The sequence below is a fragment of the Sinomicrobium oceani genome (assembly GCF_900119185.1).
In the GTDB taxonomy this organism is placed as follows: Bacteria; Bacteroidota; Bacteroidia; order Flavobacteriales; family Flavobacteriaceae; genus Sinomicrobium; species Sinomicrobium oceani.
Genome location: NZ_FPJE01000010.1, coordinates 63,993 through 87,917 on the forward strand (window position 1 = coordinate 63,993; position 23,925 = coordinate 87,917).

Sequence of the window (23,925 nt, forward strand, 5' to 3'; positions counted from 1 at the left end):
AGTCCATGAAAAAGATTACATACGTTTTATTGATGACAGCAATGGTATTTTCTTCGTGCAGGGACTATGTAGAAGTAGACCAGCCGGGGAAAAGGACCTTGAAATATACCAGTGATTTTCAGTATATACTGAACAATACGACCAATCTGGAAAGTACGTTTTATTATCCGGAACTCGCTTCGGATGATATTGAGATCGTGGATGAGGAATTTATTTCCCGTATGTCCGATGTGGATAAATATGCCTATGCCTGGGCCGATTATATATTTATCGATGAGGAAGACCGGGACTGGGCCCGGTTATACAAGCAGGTTTATATCTGCAATGAGGTGATCACCAATGTAATGTCCAGTGCAGAAGGAACAGAAAGCGAAAAGAACAACATTATGGGGCAGGCCAAGGTACACCGGGCTTATGCTTATTATTGCCTGGTAAATATCTATGCCCGGCAATACGATGTTGCCACGGCATCTTCGGATCCCGGGGTTCCGCTGCTGACCACTCCCGACCTTTTTGCCTCACTCAAACGTGCTTCCGTCCGCGAAGTCTATGATCTCATTCTTCAGGACCTGGAAGATGCTACAGGGCTGTTACCGGATTTTCAGGATAACTCGTTTATGCCATCACTTGCAGGGACATACGGCTTCCTGGCCCGGGTCAGTCTTCAGATCGGCGATTACGATAATGCACTTTTGAACGCTGAGGACGCTTTGGGGCTCCGGAATACACTGAATAACCTCGAAGATTATGCGAACGGAAGTGCATATCCGGTAAAGTATGAAGATCCGGAAATATTAATGGCAAAAGGATTGGGGAGTACTGTACTCGACTACAGGCTTAGCGATGAGCTGACCGGTCTTTTTGACGAGAATGATTTGAGATATGAACTTTTTACCAGACCGGGAACCGATATTACGTGGAATCCTTTCAGCGGAAGGGTATACTGGAAACCCAAATTGGTATACCAGGGCATTTACAGTGGGCCAACCGTACCCGAAATGTTGCTGATTAAGGCCGAATGTCTCGCGCGGTCAGGAGATGCTGCCGCTGCGACCGAGGTACTGAATACGTTGAGGATCGCACGGTTTCGGGCCGGGGATTACGAGCCGCTTTCTGTCGTAGACGATGTTTTACCTACAGTACTGGACGAACGAAGAAGGGAACTGTTCGGTACCGGTATACGCTGGTTCGATCTGAAGCGCCTTAACAAAGAAGATCGCTTTGCAAAAACCATAAGCAGAGAGTTTCAGGGAGCAACGTATACCCTGGAACCCAATGCTAATAAATACGTATTCCCCATTGCGAATATTTACATCTCTCAAAATCCTGAAATAGAACAAAATCCGAGATAATATCATAAACATGTCAAACACTAAAATGCTATGGATGCTGGCTCTTTTGCTATGTATCCACACCGGATCCTATGCCCAGAAAAAAGGGAATAAGGACAAAGAGAAAGAAGAAAAGACGGAGAAAAAAGACTCTGTAGACAACAAGGAAAAGAATAAACTGAAAAAGTATGAGGATGTCATAAAAAAAGAAATGCAAAGTCAGAAAGGCTTTATTACTACTTTTTATGACAAAAAAGAAGACAAGTACTTTTTTGAGATTCCCAAAACCATTTACGGAAAGGATATTCTCGTGGTCAACAGGATATCGAAAGCCTCTGCTGATATGCGAAACGGTTCTTTCGGACTGGTAGGGGACGAAATAGGACAGGCGGTTTATCGCTTTGAAGAAGGACCGAGAAACAAGTTGTTTCTCCGTCGTATTTCCTTCACCGAATACCAGCCCGATACTACCGCAGCGATGTATAAGGGAATCCAGATGAACAATGTTCAGGCTATAGCCAAGGCTTTCGACGTATCGGCAATAAATAAGGACTCCACTGCCGTGGTTGTGGATGTCACCGAATTTCTGAACAGTGACAGTGATGTACTGTACTTTGCCAATCAGAAACTTAAGGAGCGTGCCGGAATGGGAGGACAGCAGAATGACCGGAGTTATGTGAAATTCGTACATGCTTACGATACCAATCTCGAAGTACGCGCGGTAAAAACTTATGACAAGGGGCTGAATCCTACCTGGAATAATTATACGATAGAACTCAATTCTTCTTTTGTATTGTTACCCGAAGAACCGATGCGCCCGAGACTGGCCGATAGAAGGGTAGGATACTTTGCGGTGGGCCATCGCGATTTCGATGTGAATCCCCAGGGTGTAGAGCCTCGTTTTTATGTAAAGCGCTGGCGTCTCGAACCCAAGCCCGGAGAGGAACAGAAATACCTGGACGGAGAGTTGGTAGAACCGCAGAAACCTATTGTATTTTACATCGATCCCGCAACACCTAAAAAATGGGTTCCATACCTTATAAAGGGTGTAAATGACTGGCAGAAGGCCTTTGAAAAAGTAGGATTTAAGAATGCCATATATGCCAGAGAAGCTCCTTCAAAAGAAGAAGACAGTACATGGAGTCTCGATAATGCAAAGTATTCTGCAATTATCTACCGCCCTTCGGAAATCGCCAATGCCATGGGACCGAGTACTTCGGATCCGCGTAGCGGAGAAATTATAGAAAGCCATATTTTCTGGTATCACAATGTGATGAAAACACTCCGTTACTGGTATATGGTACAGGCAGGTGCCATTGATGAAAGAGCCAGGAAACCTGTATTTGACGATGAACTGATGGGCGATCTTATCCGTTTCGTATCATCCCATGAAGTAGGTCATGCGCTCGGATTGATGCACAATTTCGGAGCCAGCCATGCTACACCGGTAGAGAAACTGAGAGATAAGGAATGGCTCACAAAGCATGGGCATACCGCTTCTATTATGGACTATGCCCGGTTCAATTATGTAGCACAGCCCGAAGATGGTATCGGAAAAGAAGGAATATATCCCCGTATCAATGATTACGACGAGTGGGCGCTGAGCTGGGGATATCGTTGGTTGCCACAGTATAAAGATGAATATGAAGAAGAAAAGGCCCTTATCCAGGTAGTTACCGATAGTGTGGCCAACAACAGGAGGTTGTGGTTTGGCAGCGAAGTGGAATATCAGGATCCGAGAAGCCAGAACGAAGACCTTGGAGACGATGCCATGCTGGCCGGTGAATACGGTATTAAAAACCTGAAGCGTATAGTGCCCGAGCTCCTCAAGTGGAATACCCAGCCACATAAAAGTTTCGAGGAGACCCAGGAAGCCTATGGCGCATTACTCGGACAATTCGGAATGTATATGGGGCACGCCCTCAAAAATATAGGAGGTGTTTATCATGAGGTAAGAATAGGCGCTACGGTAGGGCCACAGTACGAACCGGTGCCGTATGATAAGCAGAAAAGAGCTATGGCTTTTATCAGTAAGGAACTTTTCAAAACTCCCGAATGGTTGAATGAAACTACAGTGTATGATAAAATTCTTTACTCATTCGGTATAGAGATCGGTAAAGTACAGCGCAATATTATAGATGGTATCATCCGGAGATCACGTATGAGCACACTTTTAAACAGCGAGTACGAAAGTGATATCAAGGCTTATACCTTAACAGAAATGTTGGATGATATGGATAAAGCCATACTTACGGAACTCTATGAGAAGGAAAACATAGATTTTTACAGGAGAAACCTGCAGAAAATATATGTGAACAGGTTGTTGCAACAGACCACTATGGAGGATAAGCCGGGCCTTATTACCGGGCCATACGAATAAATATCCTTATTACCTGTCTGATATGCAAACTTTACTGAGGCGCCATCTCATAGAACAGAAAACATTGTTTGAAAAAGCAGCCAGACGCTCCGGAATAAATGAAGAAACCAAAATACATCTTAAAGATATAGCAGCCAAAATATCAAGACTTCTGGATCTTGAAGATTAATATTTGAATTAGCTTTTCGAAAAATAAAGATCCTTCAGTCCCCGCCCGGAACATTCCGGGCGGGTTTTTTATCGTTACAGATTGTTAATCATTCCATGGGTTATCGTTGGGTACACTCCGTGAGCGGATAAGTTGATTACGTCCGGGCTGTTTTAAAAAAGCAGATTCTTGTAGACGATGAAACACCAATAAGAATTCCTATTCCCTTTGCTGAAGATGCTGTTTTACCAGGACAGACGCCGTTGAAATTGCGGAAGAAATCCGCGACTGACAAACAGATTAAGGTAAAATCTTACGAAAATCGAAAACTGTGAGTTTCCGTACTTCGGTTAGTTTATTATATGTGGATTTAGACTATATTTGAGCACTTTTGAACTCTTTTAAAGGCCGAATTATTATTAATCCCGAAGATAAAAACACCACCCTTTCCCAACATTCTTTCAGGGAAATCTTTTATGAACTGTATCCGAGACTATATTCAAATAGCCTGAAACTTGTCCGGGATGAATTTGTAGCGGAGGAGATCGTAGAAGATGCTATGCTGGCCCTATGGGAAAGACGGGATAAGATCGGGGAAATTCAGGACATCAAATCTTATTTATATATCGTCGTTCGGAATGGGGCACTGGCTCATCTCCGCAAGCACAGGAAAGAGTCTTCTCAGGATATTACCGGCATCGATATCGAAGACCACGATATTTACGAGACCTATATCATAGAAGAAGAATTACATGCCCGCTTATTCGGTGCGCTAAAAGAACTGCCTGAAAAGTGCCGGGAAGTTTTTTTGTTATCCTGTATCTACCGGATGCCTTATAAAGAGATCGGTAAAGAGTTGAATATTTCGGTAAACACCGTAAAATCACAGCGCAGCCGGGCTATTGAGATCCTGAGGGGTAAACTCGGAAATTCCAGTGTTATCCTGTTTTTCTTGAATAATCTATGTTAAAATTAAGATAAATACAGTTTTTTTTCTATAATATTCCACCCATATATACAAAATCCTACTCTTTATAAGTGAAGGGAGATCTCAAATCCTCCCCATCACTATGAAAACATCAAATAGTAAAAACAAATTCGGGATTGCCGATTTGATCTATAAATCGGTAACGGAACAACTTCGTCCGGAAGAACGCGAAGCTTTGGATTTGTGGCTGCAAAAGTCGGAGAACAGGTTGCTTTACCGGGAACTTCTGAGTAAGGAAAAATTTCAGCGAAGTATGTCCGTATACGAATCGGTAAACCTGGACCGGATGTATACTCTTTTTCAGAAAAGACTAATGAAAAGGGGACGCGTAAAAAAGAGAGCGGTCCGGTCAATGATATACAAATACGCTGCTGTTTTTGCGATCGGTCTGCTCGCCACCGGATATTACCTGTGGAACAGGGGAAGTGAAGTATTCAAAGGAGAAGAATCCGGTGTGGAAATAGTGAACACCATTCAGCCGGGATATGAAAAGGCTACGTTAGTCCTGGCCGATGGCAGTGAGATCAACCTGGAGAAAAGCAAGGATAGTTTTGTAATGACCAATGCGGTGGTCGAAGTGGAAAATAAGGATAATCTTCTGGTTTATAAAAATAAGGAAGGAAAACAGAACCAGGAAATCCGCACTCCCGAATACAACACCTTACATGTTCCGGTAGGCGGAATATACAGTGTGGTATTACCCGATGGTTCGACGGTGTATCTCAACTCGGCCTCCTCCCTGAAATTTCCTGAATATTTTGCAGGGGGAGAAAGAGTGGTTGAGCTGGAAGGGGAAGGGTATTTTGATATCGTAAAAAATCCATCAAAACCTTTTACCGTAAAAACCCGGGTGAGAAATATCAAGGTGCTGGGAACCAGGTTTAATGTCAGTGCCTATACCGAAGATGAATTATTTTCAACAACACTTGTCGAAGGGAAGGTAATACTTGGTGATGAAGTTGTTCTCAGCCCCGGCGAGCAGGCTGTGATACCAAAATCCACAGGTGTTGCTATGGTACAGAAAGTGGAAACCGAACTCTATACCGTATGGAAGGACGGAAAGTTCTACTTTGACCAGGAACCGTTAGATAAAATACTCACTAAAGCCGGGAGGTGGTACGGGTTCGAATGTACTTTTGCCGATCCGGATTTAAAAGACAGGTTGTTTACAGGAGTAGCAAAGAAAACCTATTCCCTCAGCCAGTTACTCGATATGATCGCCCGGACCTCTAAAATAAATTATCAAATCAAGTATCACAAAAATGAAAATGCCTATGAAGTATTAATCACCACAAATTAGGCTGAAAAAATCGGGGAATGTTGGAGCATCCCCCGAAGAATATTTAGCCGTCAACCGTATGCCTAAATACAAAATTAACTAACTAAAGATGTAAAAGTATGGAAAAAAATATATCCACAAAAGTGTGTGGATTTTTGCGACGTCATAAGCTACTAATCTTTCGAATTATGAAAAGGTCTCAGTTTATCTTACTGATTCTGTTTAGCATTTCAACTTTTGGATTTTCCCAGAAGGTGACGATCAAAATGGGAAAAGTTACACTCTCCAATGCCCTGAAAAAAATCAGTAACCAGACCAATCTGGATTTCTTCTACAATGCAGAGATGTTCGATATGAAACGTGTGGTCGATGTAGATTTTGAAGATGTGGATGTCATAACTGTTGTCAGGCGTATTGTGGGTAACAAATATGTCGTGGAATTTCAGGGAGACGATGTCCTGCTTATTATCCCTAAAGAAGAAGCCGGGCAGCAGAAAATTGTGGTCCGGGGAGAAGTTGTGGATGAAAACGGGGTGGGATTACCCGGGGTAACTGTTGTTGAAGAACAGGCCAGAACAGGAGCCACGACAGATTTTGACGGAAATTACCAGATCCGGGTCTCTCCCGATGCCGTATTGACTTTCAGTTATATGGGATATATCACGCAGAAAATTCCTGTAGCGGGGAAAAGCGATATTTCCGTACAGATGAAGCCCGATATCTCCGAACTTTCGGAGGTTGTTGTTACGGGATATCAGAATATTCAGAAAAAACTGTTTACCGGGGCTTCTTCAACGGTAAAACCGGTAGATATTCAGCAGGCAGGAGTGCCTGAAGTTTCCCGGATGCTCGAAGGTAAAGTAGCGGGTGTTTCCGTACAAAACGTTTCCGGAACTTTCGGTACCGGTCCTAAAATTACCATTCGTGGGGCCTCTTCGATCTACGGAGAAACCCGGCCGCTATGGGTGGTAGACGGAGTGGTACTGGAAAACGTAGTTAATATTACAGCAGACCAGCTTTCTTCCGGAAATGCCAATACGGTGATAGCCTCCTCGATTGCAGGACTTAATGCAGAAGACATTGCATCGATAGAAGTGCTCAAAGATGCATCGGCCACTTCACTCTACGGTGCAAGGGCAATGAACGGGGTCGTTGTGGTAACGACAAAAAGCGGTAAAAGAGGAAAGCTTTCCGTTAATTATTCCGGACAGTTTGCTTTAAATCTAAAACCTACCTATAACAGCTATAATATCATGAACTCCCAGGATCAGGTCGCGGTGTTCAGAGAAATGGATACCAAGGGGAACCTGAATATAACCGATGTCGCCAACCGACGAAACGGGGGTATTTATAACCTGTATTACAATGCGCTCGGAACCTTGAACAGTGACGGATCTTTTGTCTATGAGAATACCCCGGAAGGGAAGGCTAAATTTTTACAGAAATACGAGTTGATCAATACCGACTGGTTCGATGAGCTTTTCAACCTTTCCCAGACACAGACCCATTCCCTCAGCCTCTCCAGTGGTAACGAGAAATCACAGGTGTATGCATCGACGAGTTATTACCATGACCCGGGCTGGAGTAAGGCGAACAATACGAGAAGGGTAACGGCAAATATCAATACCAATTTCAAGCTCAGTGATAAAGTCCAGTTCGGGGCACTTTCGAACCTCTCTCTCAGAAAGCAAAAGTTACCGGGAACATTTTCACGTACGACCGATGTCGTCAACGGCCAGTTCGAAAGGGATTTTGATATCAACCCTTTCAGTTACGCACTCAATACCAGCCGGGCATCGAGACCTTATAACGACCATGGGGAATATGAGAATTACAGGATGAACTGGACCGATTTTAATATTCTCAGGGAGCTGGATAACAACTACATCGATATGGATGTACTTGATGCCAAGTTACAGCTCAAATTTAATTACAAAATCATGGACGGCCTGGAGTGGACCTCTATAGGTAACATGCGGTATGTAAAAACTTCACAGAAGCATATTATCACTGAAGATTCCAATGCGGCCAATGCTTATCGGGCTGCTGATAATGCTACGGTAAGAGAGGCTAATGTATTCCTTTTTGACGATCCGGATTATCCCAATCAGATGCCTAAGGTCGTACTGCCTTACGGGGGCTTTTACAACAGGAACGATATCGATCTCGAAAGCTATTATTTCCGGAACACCCTCAATTACGAAAAGACTTTTGATAATATTCACGATCTGAATGTTTTCGGAGGGCAGGAACTGCGTTTCATTAATCGCGATTTCTCGGGTTTCGAAGGCGTGGGCATACAATACAACAAGGGTAACTCCGTATATGTTGATCCCGATTTTTATAAATTCCGTTCCCTGACCAGCTCCAAACCTTTCAGTGTCAGTGAAGAAAGGGAACGTTTTCTCTCATATTTCGCGAGGGTAAACTATGCTTACCACAGTAAATATATCGTAACACTTACCGGGCGGTACGATGGAAGTAACAAGCTGGGAAATTCGAGGGATGCCCGTTGGCTTCCTACCTGGAATGTTGGTGGTGCATGGGACCTTAAACAGGAAAATTTTCTTTCGGAAGCCGATTTTCTTTCCCGTTTAAAACTCAGGGCTACTTACGGTCTTACCGCCAACCTGGGAGTTGCGGAAAATGCACTGGCTATTTACATGTCCAGTACAACAACAAGGAGAGATGCCAACCGGGTAGAAAACCAGATCTATATAGATGCGCTCGAAAACAGTGAACTGACATGGGAAAAACAACATGAACTGAACCTCGGTCTCGATCTGGGCTTCCTCGATAATAAGATCACGCTTAATACCGATGTGTATTTCCGGAAAGGTTTTGATCTTATCGACTACGTACAAACTTCTGGGATAGGAGGACAATTTACAAAGGCGGCAAACTTTGCCGATATGTCTACGAAAGGTGTAGAACTCACCTTGAACTCCCAGAATATTTATACACAGGATTTTAAATGGACTACCAATTTTACACTGGGGTACTACGACCAGGAAATCACACGTCTGGAAAATTCTCCAAGGGTGGTAGACCTCGTACTCAGCGGAGGAGGTGCATACATAGGAGGACCCCAGAGAGGATTATATTCTATCCCTTTTGCCGGACTCAGCGAAGAGGGGATACCTACTTTCTATGATGAGAAAGGAGAAGTGACCAGTAGTGTTAATTTTCAGTCTACAGATGTGGATTTTCTTAAATATGAAGGGCGGGTAGATCCGAACCTTACTATGGGACTGACCAACCGTTTTCGCTACAAGAATTTCGAACTGGATTTTTTCCTGTCTTACCAGGGAGGTAACGTAATCCGTCTGGATCCTGCATTTTCGGCTTCCTACAGCGATCTGAGCGTATTTACCGAAGAGTTTAAGAACAGGTGGCTTATTCCCGGTGACGAAAACAAGACCAATGTTCCGGTAATCCTGTCACAAAGGCAACTAAATGAAGATTCCGGCCTTGGGGTAACCTACAACAACTATAACTATTCGACAGAACGGGTGGCCAAAGGGGATTTCCTTCGTTTAAAAACGGTAGGATTTACCTATTATTTCGAGGATAACCTTCTTAGTAATCTTGGGCTGTCCAACCTCTCCATGCAACTGCAGTCCGTGAATCCCTGGCTGATCTTTTCCGATAAAAAATTGCACGGACAGGATCCGGAATTCTTTCGTGCCGGTGGGGTAGCATACCCTATTACCAAGATAATTACGTATACCCTCAGAGTAGGATTTTAAAACTGGAAACGATGATGAAAAAAATATATAAAGTATTAAGTCTTTCGATAGTGCTGTCGGTATTCGGATGTGACGGCTATCTGGATGAAGTGCCCGATAACAGGACCACACTTGATTCTACGGAGAAAGTAAAGGAACTACTTGTCAATGCTTATCCGAGAGCCATGTATGTGTTCTTTACCGAATACATGAGCGATAATGCGGGAGACAAGGGAATAGTGCGTCCGGATGCCGTACAGATGTCACTGGACTCTTATTTCTGGGAAGAAAATTTTAATTATATCAACCAGGATAGTCCGCAGTATTTCTGGAACGGATGCTATTCGAACATTGCCGTAGCCAACCAGGCTCTGGAGGCGCTCGATGGGATCGAAGCAGACGAAGAAGAGGAGAAAGTTCTCCGCGCCGAGGCCAGACTTACAAGGGCTTATGCCCATTTTATGCTGGTTAGTTTATGGGGAAAAACCTATGATCCGGCTACATCCGGTTCCGATCCGGGAGTACCTCTTGTTACCGAACCCGAAACGGTAGTTTTTGCAGATTACGAACGTGCTTCTGTCCGGGAAATCTATGATTTCATAGAGAAGGAGATCGAGGAGTCAATTCCGGAAATCCGCGATGAAGCTTATGTGCCCGAGGCTATCAAATATCATTTCAATAAAGAGGCGGCAAATGCCTTTGCATGTAGGTTTTACCTCTTTAAAGGTGATTGGGAAAATGCGGAGAAATATGCCGGAAATATTATCGGGGCCAACGTAGCATCACGTCTCCGGGACTGGAACGGATATAAAGTGAACAGTACGTTCGAAGAATTAAAGGCAGATTACACCGATCCTTCCAACCGGACCAATCTACTGGTCACCGAGTCTTTGTCCTGGTGGGGCAGACGCTACACCAATCAACGTTACGGCATTACTATTGACATCCGTGATAATGTGCTTCAACGTCACAACCCTACCGGTGGTTCATGGGCTTACCGGGTATTCGGTTCGGTCGGTTATTACAACGTTCCGAAATTTGAGGAAAATTTCGTACCCAACACCCCCGGGGGGAGTACCGGGAGAGGTTGGCTCGAATTCCCGCTTTTTTCTATGGAAGAAGTACTGCTCAACAGAGCTGAAGCCCGGTTGATGCAGGGTAAGAACGATGAAGCCATAGCAGATCTCAACACCTTCTATTCCAAACGTATCCTGAACTATAACGACACTCATATTGTCGATGCTCAAGGCATTATTGACTACTACAGCGGAAATCCGGCCATTGTGGAAGAACTCGATCCGTACTACGACCTTCCTGCAGATACGAAGTATATTTTACAGGCCATTGTCGACGCCAGGCGTATAGAGTTTATCGAAGAAGGATTGCGATGGTTCGATATCAGACGTTTTCACATTCCGATCACACACCGGTACGGAGACTCCGAATACCTGCTGGAACAAACCCCGATGGAAATGCCTGGAGATTCTCCGATGCACCAGTTGCAGATCCCGCAAACGGCCATGTCCGTATTGGAAAAAAATCCGAGATAAACCGTAATCCCATTAATTATGAAAAACAAGACAGCTATATACAAGATCACCCTGATAATGCTCAGCCTGTTCCTGTGGAGCGCCTGTGGTAATGACGATGAGATCAAAGAAAGCAGGATAGATACCAGTACGCCCGAACTGACCGCGATGGACGTATGGATCCGGGAAAACCTCACGACACCATACAACATCAGTATCAATTATACTTTCGACGATAACGAACTGGATAACAGCAGATATCTCACTCCTCCGAAACTCCGGGAGGTAGAACCTTTCCTGGACGCCTTTCTGGAAGTCATGATCCGGCCTTTCGAGGAAGAAGTCGGAACCGATTTTGTCAAAGAATACTTCCCGAAATTATTCGTCCTGGTAGGGAGTTATAATTATAACAGCGACGGGTCACGACGTTTGGGAGTTGCCGAAGGCGGAAAGAAAGTGGTATTGTATGAACTCAACTATTTTACGGAGCGTACCTCGGAAGCTTCAACTTCGGAGTTGGCCCGGGAAAGGTTTGCCCGTTATTTCCATACCATAGAGCATGAGTTCGGACATATTCTGCAACAGACAAAGGCTTATGATGCTGAAAAATTCGGATCCATTACACCACAGTACAGGAGTACGTGGAACAATCTTGACGAGCAGGAAGCACTTAACCTCGGGTATATAACACCGTATTCTGCAAAAAATATGGACGAGGATTTTGTAGAAATTCTGGCTATGATGCTTACCAACACCGCCGAAGATTTTGAGGCCATTCTCAACTTGCCCGAAAATGACGAAGCCAGAGAGGCCCTGAGGGCTAAACTGGAGATCATAGTAGATTATTACCGGGAGTCCTGGAATATAGATCTTTATGAGCTTCAGGAGATTATTGCCAAGAAGCGACAGGCCTATTTTGAAAAGTAGTATCAACTCAAATTAAAGAATGAAATTCTATGAAAAAATATAATTTTTATCCATTATTGTTTTTGTTGCTCATCCTCTGTTCGTGCAGCAATGATGATGATACCGAAATATTTGATCTCCCGGCCGATGAGCGGATGAATACCCTCCTTCTGGAATACCGGAATACCCTGGCTGCATCACAGGACGGGTGGAAAACCACCTTCTATCCGGATACCACATATACCGGGGGGTGGAGTTTTGTTATGAAATTCGATGAGCATTACGGTGTGGAAATGATAGGCGATGTGGTAAAAAATCCGGAAGTAGAGGAGGGGACTTATGCACTGTTAGGTTCACAGGGACCTGTACTGAGCTTTAAGTCTTACCTGCCGATTACCGAATTGTCCAATCCTTCTGCTTCACATCCGCAGGCCCGGTACGGATCTAACGAATTTGTGATTGTTGAAGAACGGGACAACGGAGATCTGGTGATGAAAAGCAAGAGAAACGATTCCCGCTTTGTTCTGAAAAAAGCTGGCGAAGAAGATTGGAAGAATATCGGGTTACACAGCGAGACTGAAAACAATTTTATAGGATCTCCTCTGAATTCCGTGTATCGTTTTTTTACGATAGGTAACCAAACAGATTCTATTGTTTATGAAATGGTTTACGATGAGTATTTCCGCCAGATGACCCTGACCAATGCCGATGATGCGGTGGTACAGTCAAAAGATAAAGGTGTGGCGTTTACCAAAGACAGTGTGTACGTGGAACCTCCTATCATGTACGACGGGGTTGCGATAGCTGCACTGTTCTATGATAAAGATCAATCGCTTTTTATAGGTCGTAACGGGGATGTTACCGCAAAACTTTATTACAGTCCGGTACCGTATAATCTCGGTAATGATATAGCCGATATCAATCTCACCAAAAATATGTTCAGTTACCGCGACGATACACTCGAAGATACCCCTTATACCTCACCGGGCTTTGTTCACTTATACGATGAGGTGAATGACCTGATGCTTGGCGGGCGTATTTTATGGCGTATAGAAGTTCACTTTATGACGGAAACCGAGGGAAGAGTGAGGTATCGTTACAGCTCGGGTGATACCAACTATTCGGCTTATCACTACTTCCGGTATCAAGCCGAAGACAACCGTATGGTCCTGACCGAGACCGGTGATGGCTGGAGTACGACAAACCAGGGGGTAATCAATGCCCTTTCCAATCTCGATGATATATTTTTCAGTTCCAAAGGATTTTATATTAAGAAATTATCCGAAAGGTACACGTACACTAATGTTGTTTATACATTCACCAGTGCCGAAGATCCGTCCGTGCGTTTTCCGACGTATTCGGCACTGACTACTTTCTGAGAATAATTGTCATTGTTTTCAGAGCTGAAAAGGTCTGCTGTTCTCCGGGCCTTTTCTTTTATCCCTTATCATTACGGAATTTGCAAAAAGACCTCCCGGAAAATTCATAGCAAAGAAAAATTGATATAAAAATAAGACCGGATATGAATAAAAGAGGATACCGTCGTATATTGTGTCGTACAATGCAGACCAGGTGAAACCATTTTTTAAGCTTTTCCGACGTATTATGCTCATTTTTATTTCTGTAGTGATCCTACTTGCAGCTTTTGTATTTATCTACATACAGCATCCTAAATTTGGTAAGGCACCCTCGGGAGCAAGACTCGAACGGATGAAACAATCCCCCAATTATAAAGACGGGGTTTTTGAAAACCGGACATTTACCCCCACACTTACGGAGGGATATTCCTTTGCAGGAGTGCTGTACGATTTTCTGTTCGGAAAAAAGCCGGGTGGTACACCGGAGGATAGTATTCCTTCCGTAAAAACCGATCTGAAAGCCTTGCCGTCTGATCGTAACGTACTGGTCTGGTTCGGACATTCGTCCTATTTTTTACAGGCAGATGGTTTGAAAATACTGGTCGATCCGGTGTTCAGTGGGAATGCGTCTCCTGTCCCCGGGTCTACAAAGGCTTTTAAAGGATCGGATGCCTATACCGTATCCGATATGCCCGAACTGGACTATCTGCTCATCACACACGACCATTACGATCATCTCGACTACGAAACCATAAGCCTACTGAAATCCAAAGTAAAAAAAGTGATATGTGGTCTCGGTGTGGGATCGCACTTCGATCACTGGGGGTATGATAGCGGTATCGTGAAGGAAATGGATTGGGACGAGAGCTCGGAGCTTGCTCCAGGAATCCGGTTGCATACCCTGACGGCAAGACACTTTTCCGGCCGTAGCTTTAAGAGGAACACGACCTTATGGCTATCGTATATGCTCGAGACTCCGAAAAGAAAAATATTTATGGGAGGAGACAGCGGTTACGATACACATTTTGCGGCTATAGGGGAACGCTTCGGGCCAATAGACCTGGCTATACTCGAAAACGGGCAGTACAATATAGCCTGGCATGCCATACATTGTCTGCCCGAAGAAACGATAAAGGCAGCAGCCGAACTGAAAACCAAAAGGCTGATGCCTGTACATTCGTCCAAGTTTTCCCTGGCACTTCATCCCTGGGACGAACCACTGGAGGAAGTTTCGGAGCTTAACCGCAAAGCTCCGCACCATGTTTCTATGGTAACCCCGATGATTGGTGAAATTGTGGAACTGGATGACGAAAACCAGGTGTTCCGGGAGTGGTGGAAAGATATTAGGTAGGATATAAAAAACCTCCGGATGCGTTAAGATATCCGGAGGTTTTTGTTTTTTATTATTAGACCGTAAAAAGCTGCTACGATTCGCAGCTACTGCAATTGACCAGGTTATTTACCATTTCTTTGGATACGCTTTGACTCCTCTGGTAATACAAGGTTTTAACACCCAGTTTCCAGGCTTCGATAAGAAGATTGTTTACTTCTTTGATCGGTACGGCAGAAGGAATATTGATGTTAAGACTTTGAGACTGATCCACATATTTTTGTCGTATGGATGCCTGTTGTATGATTTCGAGCTGGCTGATCTCCTTAAATGTTTTAAAGACCGCTTTTTCTCTTTCGTCCAGGCCATCCAGTTTCTGTACACTTCCGCTGTCGAGCATGATATTTCTCCAGGTATCCTCGTTGTCGATCCCTTTTTCCTGAAGCATTTTTTTCAGGTATTTATTCTTCCGGATAAAGTTTCCTTTAGACAGACCAGCTTTGTAATAATTGCTGCTGAAGGGTTCTATACCGGGAGATGTCTGCCCGAGTATGGCCGAAGACGAAGTGGTCGGTGCAATGGCGAGTGTGGTCGTATTACGTCTTCCGTAGCCCCGTAAAACCTCGGGTTCGCCGTATATTCTGGCGAGCTCTTCCGTCGCTTTGTCGGCTTTGTCGCGGATGTGCTTGAAGATTTCGGTAGTTTTCATTTTGGCTTCCATCCCTTCAAACGGTATCATGTTTTTCTGGAGGTAAGAATGCCAGCCCAATACGCCCAGCCCGAGTGCCCGGTGGCGTTTGGCAAAACGATTGGCAGCCTCGAGATAATAGTTTCCTTCCGTTTTTACAATAAACTCCTGTAGTACGGCATCGAGGAAGAAAATGGCCAGTTTTACCGCTTCGGTGTTTTTCCACTCGTCATACAGTTCGAGATTCATGGAAGACAGGCAGCAGATAAACGACTCGTCCCCGGAAGAAGGCAACATGATCTCCGAACACAGGTTGCTGGCGTTGATGCGCATATCGAGGTCTTTATAGACCTGCGGTTTATTGCGGTTTACATTGTCGCTGAAAAAGATATACGGAAGCCCTTTTTGCTGTCTGCTTTCGAGCACTTTGGCCCATACCTTACGTTTGTCCATGTCCCCGTCTATCATTTCCTGCATCCAGTAGTCCGGTACGCAGACTCCGTAAAACAGGTTCTGAATAGGGTTTCCTATATCCTTTATTTTGAGGAATTCCTCTATATCCGGATGATCTATATCGAGATAGGTAGCGAAAGCCCCGCGGCGTACACCTCCCTGGGAGATAGTGTCCATAGCCGTATCGAAAAGCTTCATAAAACTTACGGCTCCGCTACTTTTTCCGTTGTCGGTTACCGCACTTCCTCGGGCGCGTAGCGACCCGAAGTAACCGGAAGTCCCGCCCCCGATCTTGGTCTGCATGATCACCTCACCCAGCTTGTGGGTAATCCCTTCGATATGATCAGGAATATGTACGTTGAAGCATGAGATGGGTAAGCCTCTTTCCGTTCCCATATTGGCCCATATCGGCGAACTCAGGCTCATCCACCCCCGTTCTATCATTTCCTGAAAAGACTCTTTGAGTTCCGGTTTGTAAAGGCGTTTGGCCGCTGCGGTCGTAATACGGTCAATAGCCCCTTCCACGGTTTCTCCCTTCAGTAAATATCCCCGGTTGAGTATCTGTTCACTTTCTTCGTTTTTCCACCAAAGTTTTTCGTTCAGCGTAACATCGTTTTCATTGGTCAGCGGTAATTCTTTTGTGATCATTCGTACCTTTCTTTTAGTGTTTAGAATAAATCGTCTGCAGTAATACTTTTGTCGTGTTTGGTATAATCTACCGGTCTTTTAGCGAAGAAATCGTCCAGGCTGTTGGCAAAGACTTCTTCTTCAAACCATCGCATCGGGGCATACTCGGCGGCAGTAATACCATAGATCTTACCCAGACCTATCTTTTCCATACTGTCGTCAATACGGAATTTCATAAAGTTCAGGAGATCTCCTCTTTTTATGGTTTCCAGTTCTCCTTCTTCAAAGATCCAATCCAGTATCTTTCCTTCGATCTCCAGAGAGTTTACTACGGTTTGTTTGATATGGGCTACGGTTTCTTCATCGAAAAAATCGGGGTATTCTTCCCTGATCTTATTAACGAGATAGATCCCCGCATTGGCATGTATTTGTTCATCGACCGAAGTCCATGCGATAATATTACTCACGTTCTTCATCAGCCCCTTGAAACGGGTAAACGACAATATAATGGCAAACTGACTGAAGAGCGAAACGTTTTCTATAAGTATGGAAAACAGGATCAATGATACCACATATTGTTTTTTATCTTCGGAATTGGCATTTTTGAGCGCACCCGAAAGATAGGCCACACGGTCGCGAATCACCGGAACTTCCAGAAGGTCCCGGAACTCATTGTTATAACCGAGTACTTCCAGAAGACGCGAGTACGCTTCCGAATGGCGGAATTCGCATTCGGCAAATGTACTTCCCAAACCGTTGAATTCCGGTTTCGGGAAATGGATATAAATATTTCCCCAAAAGGTTTTCACTGCTACTTCGATCTGGGCAATAGCCAGCAAACTGTTTTTTATCGCCCGCCGTTCGGCAGGATTCAGATACGAATGGAAGTCTTGCGTATCTGCCGTGAAATCTACTTCGCTGTGTACCCAAAAGGATTTGTTTATAGCCTCGGTAAATTGTAGGACATCCGGGTATTCAAACGGTTTATAGTTCACTCTTCTGTCAAAAATTCCCATAATACTCGTGTTTAGTATTGCTTAGATTAAGTAATAAATTCGAAATCAGGTTTCTGGAAAAACAAAGGTGGGACCCCTTATTTTTTTCTTTGAGATCACTAAATTAAGTCAAGAAAAGCAATGTTCTCCCTGGGGTTTCAAAAAGATTTGAAAAGGTTATTAACACTTGGTTAATGTTTTGGTAATTAATTGTTTATGTTTGTTTTTGGAGTAGCCGGTAAACGCAGTGTAAAGATAACTTGCTGGGTATTACAATGGTGGCCTAAAGAAAACAAATAGAGGTTTCATAAATAGTTATTAATGCTACTATGTTGCGTTTGATTTAAATTTATTAATTTTGTAGCACGGTCATCCGGGATGCTCCTGTATGAGTGTATAACATGTATATCTATGGAAAATCAAGATCAGTTTGATGTCGCCGTTATCGGAGGAAGTTATGCCGGCTTATCAGCAGCCATGGCGCTTGGCAGATCACTGCGGAAAACATTAATTATCGATAGCGGAATGCCCTGTAACCGACAGACTCCGCACTCTCATAATTTTATTACGCAGGATGGAGAACCTCCGCATCGTATCGCACAAAAGGCCAGGGCACAGGTTCTGGAATATCCTACGGTGACGTTTACCGAGGGCAAGGTTACGGAAGTATCCCGGGAAAATAACGGATTCCGGGTAGCACTCAGCGAAGGGTCGGCTTACAGCGTACGAAAAGTACTTTTTGCCACAGGTATCCGGGATCTTATGCCGGATTTATCTGGATTTGAGGAATGCTGGGGGATCAGCCTCATCCATTGTCCGTATTGCCACGGTTATGAAGTGCGTCATAAAAAGACAGGGATACTGGCCAATGGAGAAAGGGCTTTTGAATTCTGTACGTTCATTCGTAACTGGACCGATGATCTCACCTTGTTTACGAACGGAGAGGCCTTGCTTTCCGCGGAGCAGAAAGCATTATTGCACGAGATGGGGATTCCTGTTGTAGAGAAGGAAATAACAGGTCTTACCCATCAACAGGGAACATTGAAGCATATCGATTTTACAGATGGCAGTACGGCAGAACTCTGTGCACTGTATTATCATGCCGGTTTTGAGCAGCATTGCAAAATTCCGGAAGCTCTGGGATGTGCAATGACGGAACAGGGGCATATCGAAGTAGATTTCTTCGGGAAGACCAGCGTACCCGGGATTTTTGCGGCAGGAGATAATACAACACCTATGCGTACGGTGTCTGTAGCTGTGGCAGCAGGAACGAAAGCCGGGGCTTTTATCAACAGGGAACTTATCGATGAGGGACTAAAAGCATTGCAGGATAGTTTGTAAACGGTTCTTCGGGAAGACTTCCTTTCCGTTTTCCTGTCCGATTAAGAAACAGCTCCCCTTTTATATTCTTTTATTATACAAAAGGGGAGCTGTTACCACATCACATGGGCGGACGCGTATTTCTCCCGGTGTTATGCCATATCAACGGGCTATTTCAGCGCCGTTCGCAGTGCCGTAGCCGCCTGTAATATGGCCGTTTTTACGGCGGGAACTTCAGCCAGCGGGTTCAACAGTCCGTAATCGTGGATCATTCCGTTGTATCTGGTGAGCGTTACGGGAACACCTGCTTCATCCAGCTTACGGGCATAAGCTTCGCCTTCGTCCCGCAATACATCATTCTCGGCGGTTTGTACCAATGCCGGGGGCAGTCCTTTGAGTTCTTCGGTATCGGCCTGTAGCGGTGATGCGTAAAGATCCTTTCGTCTCTTTTTGTCAGGCAGATAATGATCCCAGAACCAGAGCATCATATTCCGGGTAAGGAATCGCTCTTCGGCGTAAAGTTGATACGATTCGGTATCGAAATCAGCATCGGTAACCGGCCAGAGCAACACCTGGAACTTGATGTCCGGGCCGTTTTCTTTTTTGGCCCTGAGCGCAGTGACGGCCGACATGTTGCCCCCGACACTGTTCCCTGCGACAGCCAGTTTTTTGCCGTTTACCCCGATCTCTTTTCCGTTTTCCGCTACCCATTGGGTCACGGCATAGATCTCATTGATCGCGGTCGGATAACGGGCTTCAGGAGATGGGGTATAGTCCGGGAAAACCGCTACGGCACCACTGTGCACTACCAGATCGCGAACCAGTCTGCGGTGGGTGGGATAATCGCCCAGAACCCATCCGCCACCGTGAATGAAAATAAAGACCGGAGCATCTTTTGAAGCTCCTTTGGGTTTGGTAATATGGATATTAACCTCATAACCGTCCTGGGATATTTTCCGTTCGGATTCTTCGATACCCGAATAATCTACGGTGACAGATTGCTGTGCCCCCTCGAGTACCTCGCGTGCATCTTCGGGGCTCATCTCTTCCATGGGTTTTCCGTCGCCGGAATTCGCATCTTTGAGGAAGTTGCGGACGTCCTTGAAGATATTCGGATCTTTATGCCCTTGGTACGGGCGTTTCGCTGTTGTCATAATTTTGTTTTTTAAGTTGTTTTGAGATAAGAGGGCATCACCGTAAAATCGGCCTACGAAACCAGTTTGGCTTCCAGGGCAATTTCAAAGCTGAAGGCCTGGCTTACCGGACAGGTTTCTTCGGCATTTTTGGCAATTTTCTGAAATTCCTCATCGCTTATGCCGGGCACATCGGCTTCGAGTTGCAGTAACGATTTACTGATCTTTCCGTCATCCAGGGTTACGGTAGACGAAGTGCGCAGTTCTTTAACCTCGTAACCTGCATCGGTAAGATCCAGGCTGAGTTTCATCGTGAAACATCCGGCATGAGCGGCGGCAAGTAATTCTTCCGGATTGGTACCTTTACCTTCGGCAAAACGGCTGTTGAACGAATATTGTGTTTTATCCAGAACCGTACTGGCTGTAGTAAGATGACCTTTACCTTCTTTGATACTGCCGTTCCATACGGCTTGTGCTTTACGTTTCATAGTATTATTGTTTTAAAGATTAGACATGATGTTCTTTATTGCAAAGAACTTTTTATTACACCCGGTAATGTATCCGGGTCTTATTTTTTTGATATGACAAAGTTATGAACGGCGATGTGGCGGGAAAATGGATAAATGGCTACTATTATTGTACTTTTTTCCCGGAAAGATACTTTTGTCGGAATACGGCCGGACTATAACCAGCCTTATTCGTAAAAAGCCGGTTGAAATAAGCCGGATCGTCGTACCCGAGATCATAAGCGATCTGTTTTACGCTCCACCCGGTGTGGTGTAGCAATCTTTTAGCTTCCAGTACAATACGTTCTTTTATGACCTCGTTAGGTGAGATGAGACCGTGACGCTTGAATTTATTGGATAATGTTTTGGCAGCGACTCCAAGCATTGCTGCATAATCGGACACCTTGTGTTTTTGCCGGAAATGAATTTCTACAAGGCGGCTGAAATCGCGGTAAAACTCGATTTCACCGGGAGGTTCCTCGAGGAGTTTTCCCAGGTTTTGCCGTTTCCAAAGTCGGGTGGCACGGATGATCAGTTGTTTGAGGTACGTTCGGAGCATTTCCTCCTGTCCCGAAGCTTCTGAGCTGAACTCTTCCCGGATCTGTTCATAGATTCGGGATACGATGAGGTCTTCTTCTTCCGGGATCTCCGTTACGGGTAACTGATAGATATTATTAAAAAGCAAACCGTCACAGGCCACTTCGGCATCGTGGATCTGTATGCAATAAAAATCACGGTTGTAATACAGGAAATATCCATGAGATTCTCCTCCCTTGTCCATACGTAAAAACTGATCGGATCCGATGAAGAACAGTGAAGCCCCCCGTGTTTTATAGGTCGTAAAATCTACAGTGAGTTCGTAATTCTCCGGCAGATACAGGATTTTGATGTACGAAGTATACCGGGTATCGTTAATCTCTTCGAGAGCAAGCCCGGAAACAGGAAAAAAACCTATTTTCTGATAGTGATTCGTATATTCCTGTTTCAATAGCATATATCGGATACTTCTTGTAGGTCAAATGGTCACGTATAAAAACAACCCGTTGTACATTATTCAATAAAAGATGCGTCAATGTCACTCTGAGCTTGTGGAAGAGCGACATGTCTATCGTTCGACAGGCTCAGGATAGCTTGATAATACTCGACAAATAAAAATACATAATTAATGCGACTTGTGGAAAGCATTATTCCGGTTTGGGAAGGAATTAACGGTATTCGTTAAGACCTTTTAAGATAAAAAATTAGTCCAGTGCTTTTTTATAGGTATCCAGGGCACGCTGCCGTGCATTTCGGTGTTCTACGATCCGGGATTCGTAGGAGCCCCGATCGTAATCCGGTATCCATTGCCGGATATACTCCAGGTTTTTGTCAAATTTCTCGGTTTGGGCTTCCGGGTTGAATATCCGGAAATAAGGGGCGGCATCGCAACCACATCCGGCAGCCCATTGCCAGTTACCGTTATTGGCGGCCAGGTCGTAATCCAGTAATTTTTGTGCAAAATATGCTTCGCCCCAGCGCCAGTCGATCAGCAGGTGTTTGGTCAGAAAACTGGCTACGATCATCCGTACGCGGTTGTGCATACGTCCCGTTTGGTTCAGTTGTCGCATTCCGGCATCTACGATAGGATATCCGGTTTTACCATCGCACCATTTACGGAATTCATCCTCATTATTACGCCAGGGAATATTCTCGTATTTTTCCTTAAAGCAATGCGCTGTTACTTTTGGAAAGTTATAGAGGATCTGCATAAAAAACTCCCGCCATATCAGTTCGTCCAGCCAGGTTTTGTTATGTTCCAAAGCAAACTGCACACATTTCCGGATAGAGATTGTACCGAAACGCAGGGCTATACCCAGGTCGGTCGTATGCGCTTTTGCCGGATAATCCCGGTATTTGTCATAGGTGTCAATGATGCGGGCATCCAGCCGGGGTTCGGTAAAAGTGAAGTCCGTCTCTTCGTACCCTATAGCTTTCAACGAATGAAATTCCCGGTCCTTACCCGGCAGGAAGTTTGTTTTTTGCATCCGGAAGGTATCATAATCTGTTTTGTCGAGGGTGTCTTTCCAGGTCCTGGAGTAGGGCGTATATACGGTATACGGATCGCCGTCTTTTTTTACAATTTCTTTCTGTTCAAAGATTACCTGGTCTTTAAAATCCAGGAACCCGATGTCCTTTTTTTCCAGCAGTTCCCGGATTTTACGATCGCGCGATATTGCCGAAGGTTCATAATCCCGGTTACAATAGACATTGGCTATATCGTAGCGTTCTGACAGGGTTTGGAAAACTTCTTCGGGAGTACCGTGACAGGTAAGCAGGGAAGAATCATAATCTTTCAGTTCTTTGTTGATATGCTCCAGAGCCTGGTGGATATAATGTACTCTCCGGTCTTTCGTATCGGTAAAACGCTCGAGTATGGTCTTGTCAAAAGCAAATACGGGTAATACGTTGTGGTCGGACCGCAATGCGTGATAAAGTCCGGCATTATCCTGCAGACGAAGATCGCGGCGAAACCAGAATATGTTGATTTTATCCATGGTTTTTGTGGTTTTCGGAAAATTTAAAAAAGAGGAAGACATTCCACAAGATCATTTCGTATCCATACACAGCATCTTCTATAGGAATAGTCAGTATCCGTATTCCCATAAATGCATCGGGATTGTAATTGACGATGGCTTCTTCGATCCCTGTACCGGTAAGCACGCCGTTGACGATAAGAAAGGGGAGAAGCAGTATCATATACACCAGGGATACCTTGGTGATCCCGTCGAATTTCAGAACAAATTTCAGCAGGGCCAGAGAGAGTCCCGTAGTCAGAAAAGTCAAAAGGGTATAATCCTTATCGCTGTGGATAACGGCGATGGCCAGACATAGCAAAATCGCGAAGAAAATGCCGTAACGGGCAGCGGGTCTGTCTTTTTTGAGATTCAGGAACTTGTCCAGGTAGTAATAGGTGAATACACAGGAAAACGGTATACAGATAAAAAAGAGCCATTCTTCCACAGGGAGTCCCAGCATACGCCACCCGGCGAGGTAACGGTCATTGAACCACCATATTCCTTCTGCAGTAAACCAGGCATCCCACAGAATAAACGGTATGGCTACACTGACACCTGCTTTCAGAAAGGGGACAAAATACCTGTCGAACCTGATTTTAGGATGAAAAGAATAGATAAAACAGATGATAATGGTAAAGAAATTAACGGCAAAATACAGGTACTTCTCCATA

Annotated in this window: 18 protein-coding genes; 11 read left to right on the forward strand and 7 right to left on the reverse strand. The window is 44.6% G+C overall.

The window, feature by feature from the left end; genetic code table 11:
- Positions 1-5: 5 nt before the first annotated feature.
- The 10 genes from BT112_RS10345 (at position 6) to BT112_RS10385 (ending at position 14,998) form a co-directional block, all read left to right on the forward strand.
- Positions 6-1,352, forward strand: coding sequence for a RagB/SusD family nutrient uptake outer membrane protein (locus BT112_RS10345; RefSeq protein ID WP_072317301.1), 1,347 nt, complete (start codon positions 6-8; stop codon positions 1,350-1,352).
- A gap of 10 nt (positions 1,353-1,362) precedes the next feature.
- Entirely contained in the window at positions 1,363-3,711 is a 2,349-nt protein-coding gene (locus tag BT112_RS10350) for a zinc-dependent metalloprotease (protein WP_083564869.1), read from the forward strand.
- Positions 3,712-3,733: 22 nt separating this feature from the next.
- Positions 3,734-3,880: a hypothetical protein gene (locus tag BT112_RS21835; RefSeq protein WP_175545778.1), complete on the forward strand. Its 147-nt coding sequence runs from the start codon at positions 3,734-3,736 to the stop codon at positions 3,878-3,880.
- Between the two features lie 370 nt (positions 3,881-4,250).
- Positions 4,251-4,829, forward strand: coding sequence for an RNA polymerase sigma factor (locus BT112_RS10355; protein ID WP_083564870.1), 579 nt, complete (start codon positions 4,251-4,253; stop codon positions 4,827-4,829).
- A 100-nt stretch (positions 4,830-4,929) separates the two neighbouring features.
- Positions 4,930-6,147 carry a FecR family protein gene (locus BT112_RS10360; protein WP_072317303.1) on the forward strand — a complete coding sequence of 406 codons (1,218 nt, stop codon included), beginning with the start codon at positions 4,930-4,932 and terminating at the stop codon, positions 6,145-6,147.
- Between the two features lie 167 nt (positions 6,148-6,314).
- A complete protein-coding gene (locus BT112_RS10365) occupies positions 6,315-9,875 on the forward strand; it encodes a SusC/RagA family TonB-linked outer membrane protein (protein WP_072317304.1) in 3,561 nt (1,186 codons plus the stop codon).
- Positions 9,876-9,886: 11 nt separating this feature from the next.
- A complete protein-coding gene (locus BT112_RS10370; protein WP_072317305.1) occupies positions 9,887-11,404 on the forward strand; it encodes a RagB/SusD family nutrient uptake outer membrane protein in 1,518 nt (505 codons plus the stop codon).
- An 18-nt stretch (positions 11,405-11,422) separates the two neighbouring features.
- Entirely contained in the window at positions 11,423-12,310 is an 888-nt protein-coding gene (locus tag BT112_RS10375; protein WP_072317306.1) for a substrate import-associated zinc metallohydrolase lipoprotein, read from the forward strand.
- Between the two features lie 29 nt (positions 12,311-12,339).
- Positions 12,340-13,668: a DUF4302 domain-containing protein gene (locus BT112_RS10380; RefSeq protein ID WP_072317307.1), complete on the forward strand. Its 1,329-nt coding sequence runs from the start codon at positions 12,340-12,342 to the stop codon at positions 13,666-13,668.
- Positions 13,669-13,894: 226 nt separating this feature from the next.
- Positions 13,895-14,998, forward strand: coding sequence for an MBL fold metallo-hydrolase (locus tag BT112_RS10385; protein WP_175545779.1), 1,104 nt, complete (start codon positions 13,895-13,897; stop codon positions 14,996-14,998).
- Between the two features lie 73 nt (positions 14,999-15,071).
- Here BT112_RS10385 and BT112_RS10390 read toward each other — a convergent pair whose 3' ends face one another.
- Both BT112_RS10390 and BT112_RS10395 read right to left on the reverse strand, forming a co-directional pair.
- Entirely contained in the window at positions 15,072-16,766 is a 1,695-nt protein-coding gene (locus BT112_RS10390) for a ribonucleoside-diphosphate reductase subunit alpha (protein WP_072317308.1), read from the reverse strand.
- A gap of 20 nt (positions 16,767-16,786) precedes the next feature.
- Positions 16,787-17,761 (reverse strand): ribonucleotide-diphosphate reductase subunit beta, encoded by a 975-nt coding sequence (locus BT112_RS10395; RefSeq protein ID WP_072317309.1) that lies wholly within the window; start codon positions 17,759-17,761, stop codon positions 16,787-16,789.
- 390 nt (positions 17,762-18,151) lie between these two features.
- On the opposite strand from BT112_RS10395, the gene BT112_RS10400 reads away from it, so the two are divergent.
- A complete protein-coding gene (locus BT112_RS10400) occupies positions 18,152-19,081 on the forward strand; it encodes an NAD(P)/FAD-dependent oxidoreductase (RefSeq protein WP_072317310.1) in 930 nt (309 codons plus the stop codon).
- A 149-nt stretch (positions 19,082-19,230) separates the two neighbouring features.
- On the opposite strand, the gene BT112_RS10405 is transcribed toward BT112_RS10400, so the two are convergent.
- The 5 genes from BT112_RS10405 to BT112_RS10425 all read right to left on the reverse strand — a co-directional run bounded on the left by BT112_RS10405 (position 19,231) and on the right by BT112_RS10425 (position 23,924).
- Positions 19,231-20,214 (reverse strand): alpha/beta hydrolase, encoded by a 984-nt coding sequence (locus BT112_RS10405; RefSeq protein WP_072317311.1) that lies wholly within the window; start codon positions 20,212-20,214, stop codon positions 19,231-19,233.
- Positions 20,215-20,267: 53 nt separating this feature from the next.
- Complete coding sequence (locus tag BT112_RS10410; RefSeq protein ID WP_072317312.1) at positions 20,268-20,681, reverse strand: OsmC family peroxiredoxin; 414 nt, start codon at positions 20,679-20,681, stop codon at positions 20,268-20,270.
- A gap of 145 nt (positions 20,682-20,826) precedes the next feature.
- Positions 20,827-21,693 carry a helix-turn-helix domain-containing protein gene (locus BT112_RS10415; RefSeq protein WP_072317313.1) on the reverse strand — a complete coding sequence of 289 codons (867 nt, stop codon included), beginning with the start codon at positions 21,691-21,693 and terminating at the stop codon, positions 20,827-20,829.
- A gap of 247 nt (positions 21,694-21,940) precedes the next feature.
- Entirely contained in the window at positions 21,941-23,233 is a 1,293-nt protein-coding gene (locus BT112_RS10420; protein ID WP_072317314.1) for a cryptochrome/photolyase family protein, read from the reverse strand.
- Positions 23,226-23,924 (reverse strand): lycopene cyclase domain-containing protein, encoded by a 699-nt coding sequence (locus BT112_RS10425; protein WP_072317315.1) that lies wholly within the window; start codon positions 23,922-23,924, stop codon positions 23,226-23,228. Before BT112_RS10425 ends, BT112_RS10420 begins: the two co-directional genes overlap by 8 nt.
- Between the last annotated feature and the right edge of the window lies 1 nt (position 23,925).

Excerpts from the sequence above, each read along its gene's own strand:
- BT112_RS10345 (WP_072317301.1), top strand. The coding sequence starts at position 6 with ATGAAAAAGATTACATACGTTTTATTGATGACAGCAATGGTATTTTCT.
- BT112_RS10350 (WP_083564869.1), top strand. The coding sequence starts at position 1,363 with ATGTCAAACACTAAAATGCTATGGATGCTGGCTCTTTTGCTATGTATC.
- BT112_RS21835 (WP_175545778.1), top strand. The coding sequence starts at position 3,734 with ATGCAAACTTTACTGAGGCGCCATCTCATAGAACAGAAAACATTGTTT.
- BT112_RS10360 (WP_072317303.1), top strand. The coding sequence starts at position 4,930 with ATGAAAACATCAAATAGTAAAAACAAATTCGGGATTGCCGATTTGATC.
- BT112_RS10365 (WP_072317304.1), top strand. The coding sequence starts at position 6,315 with ATGAAAAGGTCTCAGTTTATCTTACTGATTCTGTTTAGCATTTCAACT.
- BT112_RS10370 (WP_072317305.1), top strand. The coding sequence starts at position 9,887 with ATGATGAAAAAAATATATAAAGTATTAAGTCTTTCGATAGTGCTGTCG.
- BT112_RS10375 (WP_072317306.1), top strand. The coding sequence starts at position 11,423 with ATGAAAAACAAGACAGCTATATACAAGATCACCCTGATAATGCTCAGC.
- BT112_RS10380 (WP_072317307.1), top strand. The coding sequence starts at position 12,340 with ATGAAAAAATATAATTTTTATCCATTATTGTTTTTGTTGCTCATCCTC.
- BT112_RS10385 (WP_175545779.1), top strand. The coding sequence starts at position 13,895 with ATGCTCATTTTTATTTCTGTAGTGATCCTACTTGCAGCTTTTGTATTT.
- BT112_RS10390 (WP_072317308.1), bottom strand. The coding sequence starts at position 16,766 with ATGATCACAAAAGAATTACCGCTGACCAATGAAAACGATGTTACGCTG.
- BT112_RS10395 (WP_072317309.1), bottom strand. The coding sequence starts at position 17,761 with ATGGGAATTTTTGACAGAAGAGTGAACTATAAACCGTTTGAATACCCG.
- BT112_RS10400 (WP_072317310.1), top strand. The coding sequence starts at position 18,152 with ATGGAAAATCAAGATCAGTTTGATGTCGCCGTTATCGGAGGAAGTTAT.
- BT112_RS10405 (WP_072317311.1), bottom strand. The coding sequence starts at position 20,214 with ATGACAACAGCGAAACGCCCGTACCAAGGGCATAAAGATCCGAATATC.
- BT112_RS10410 (WP_072317312.1), bottom strand. The coding sequence starts at position 20,681 with ATGAAACGTAAAGCACAAGCCGTATGGAACGGCAGTATCAAAGAAGGT.
- BT112_RS10415 (WP_072317313.1), bottom strand. The coding sequence starts at position 21,693 with ATGCTATTGAAACAGGAATATACGAATCACTATCAGAAAATAGGTTTT.
- BT112_RS10420 (WP_072317314.1), bottom strand. The coding sequence starts at position 23,233 with ATGGATAAAATCAACATATTCTGGTTTCGCCGCGATCTTCGTCTGCAG.
- BT112_RS10425 (WP_072317315.1), bottom strand. The coding sequence starts at position 23,924 with ATGGAGAAGTACCTGTATTTTGCCGTTAATTTCTTTACCATTATCATC.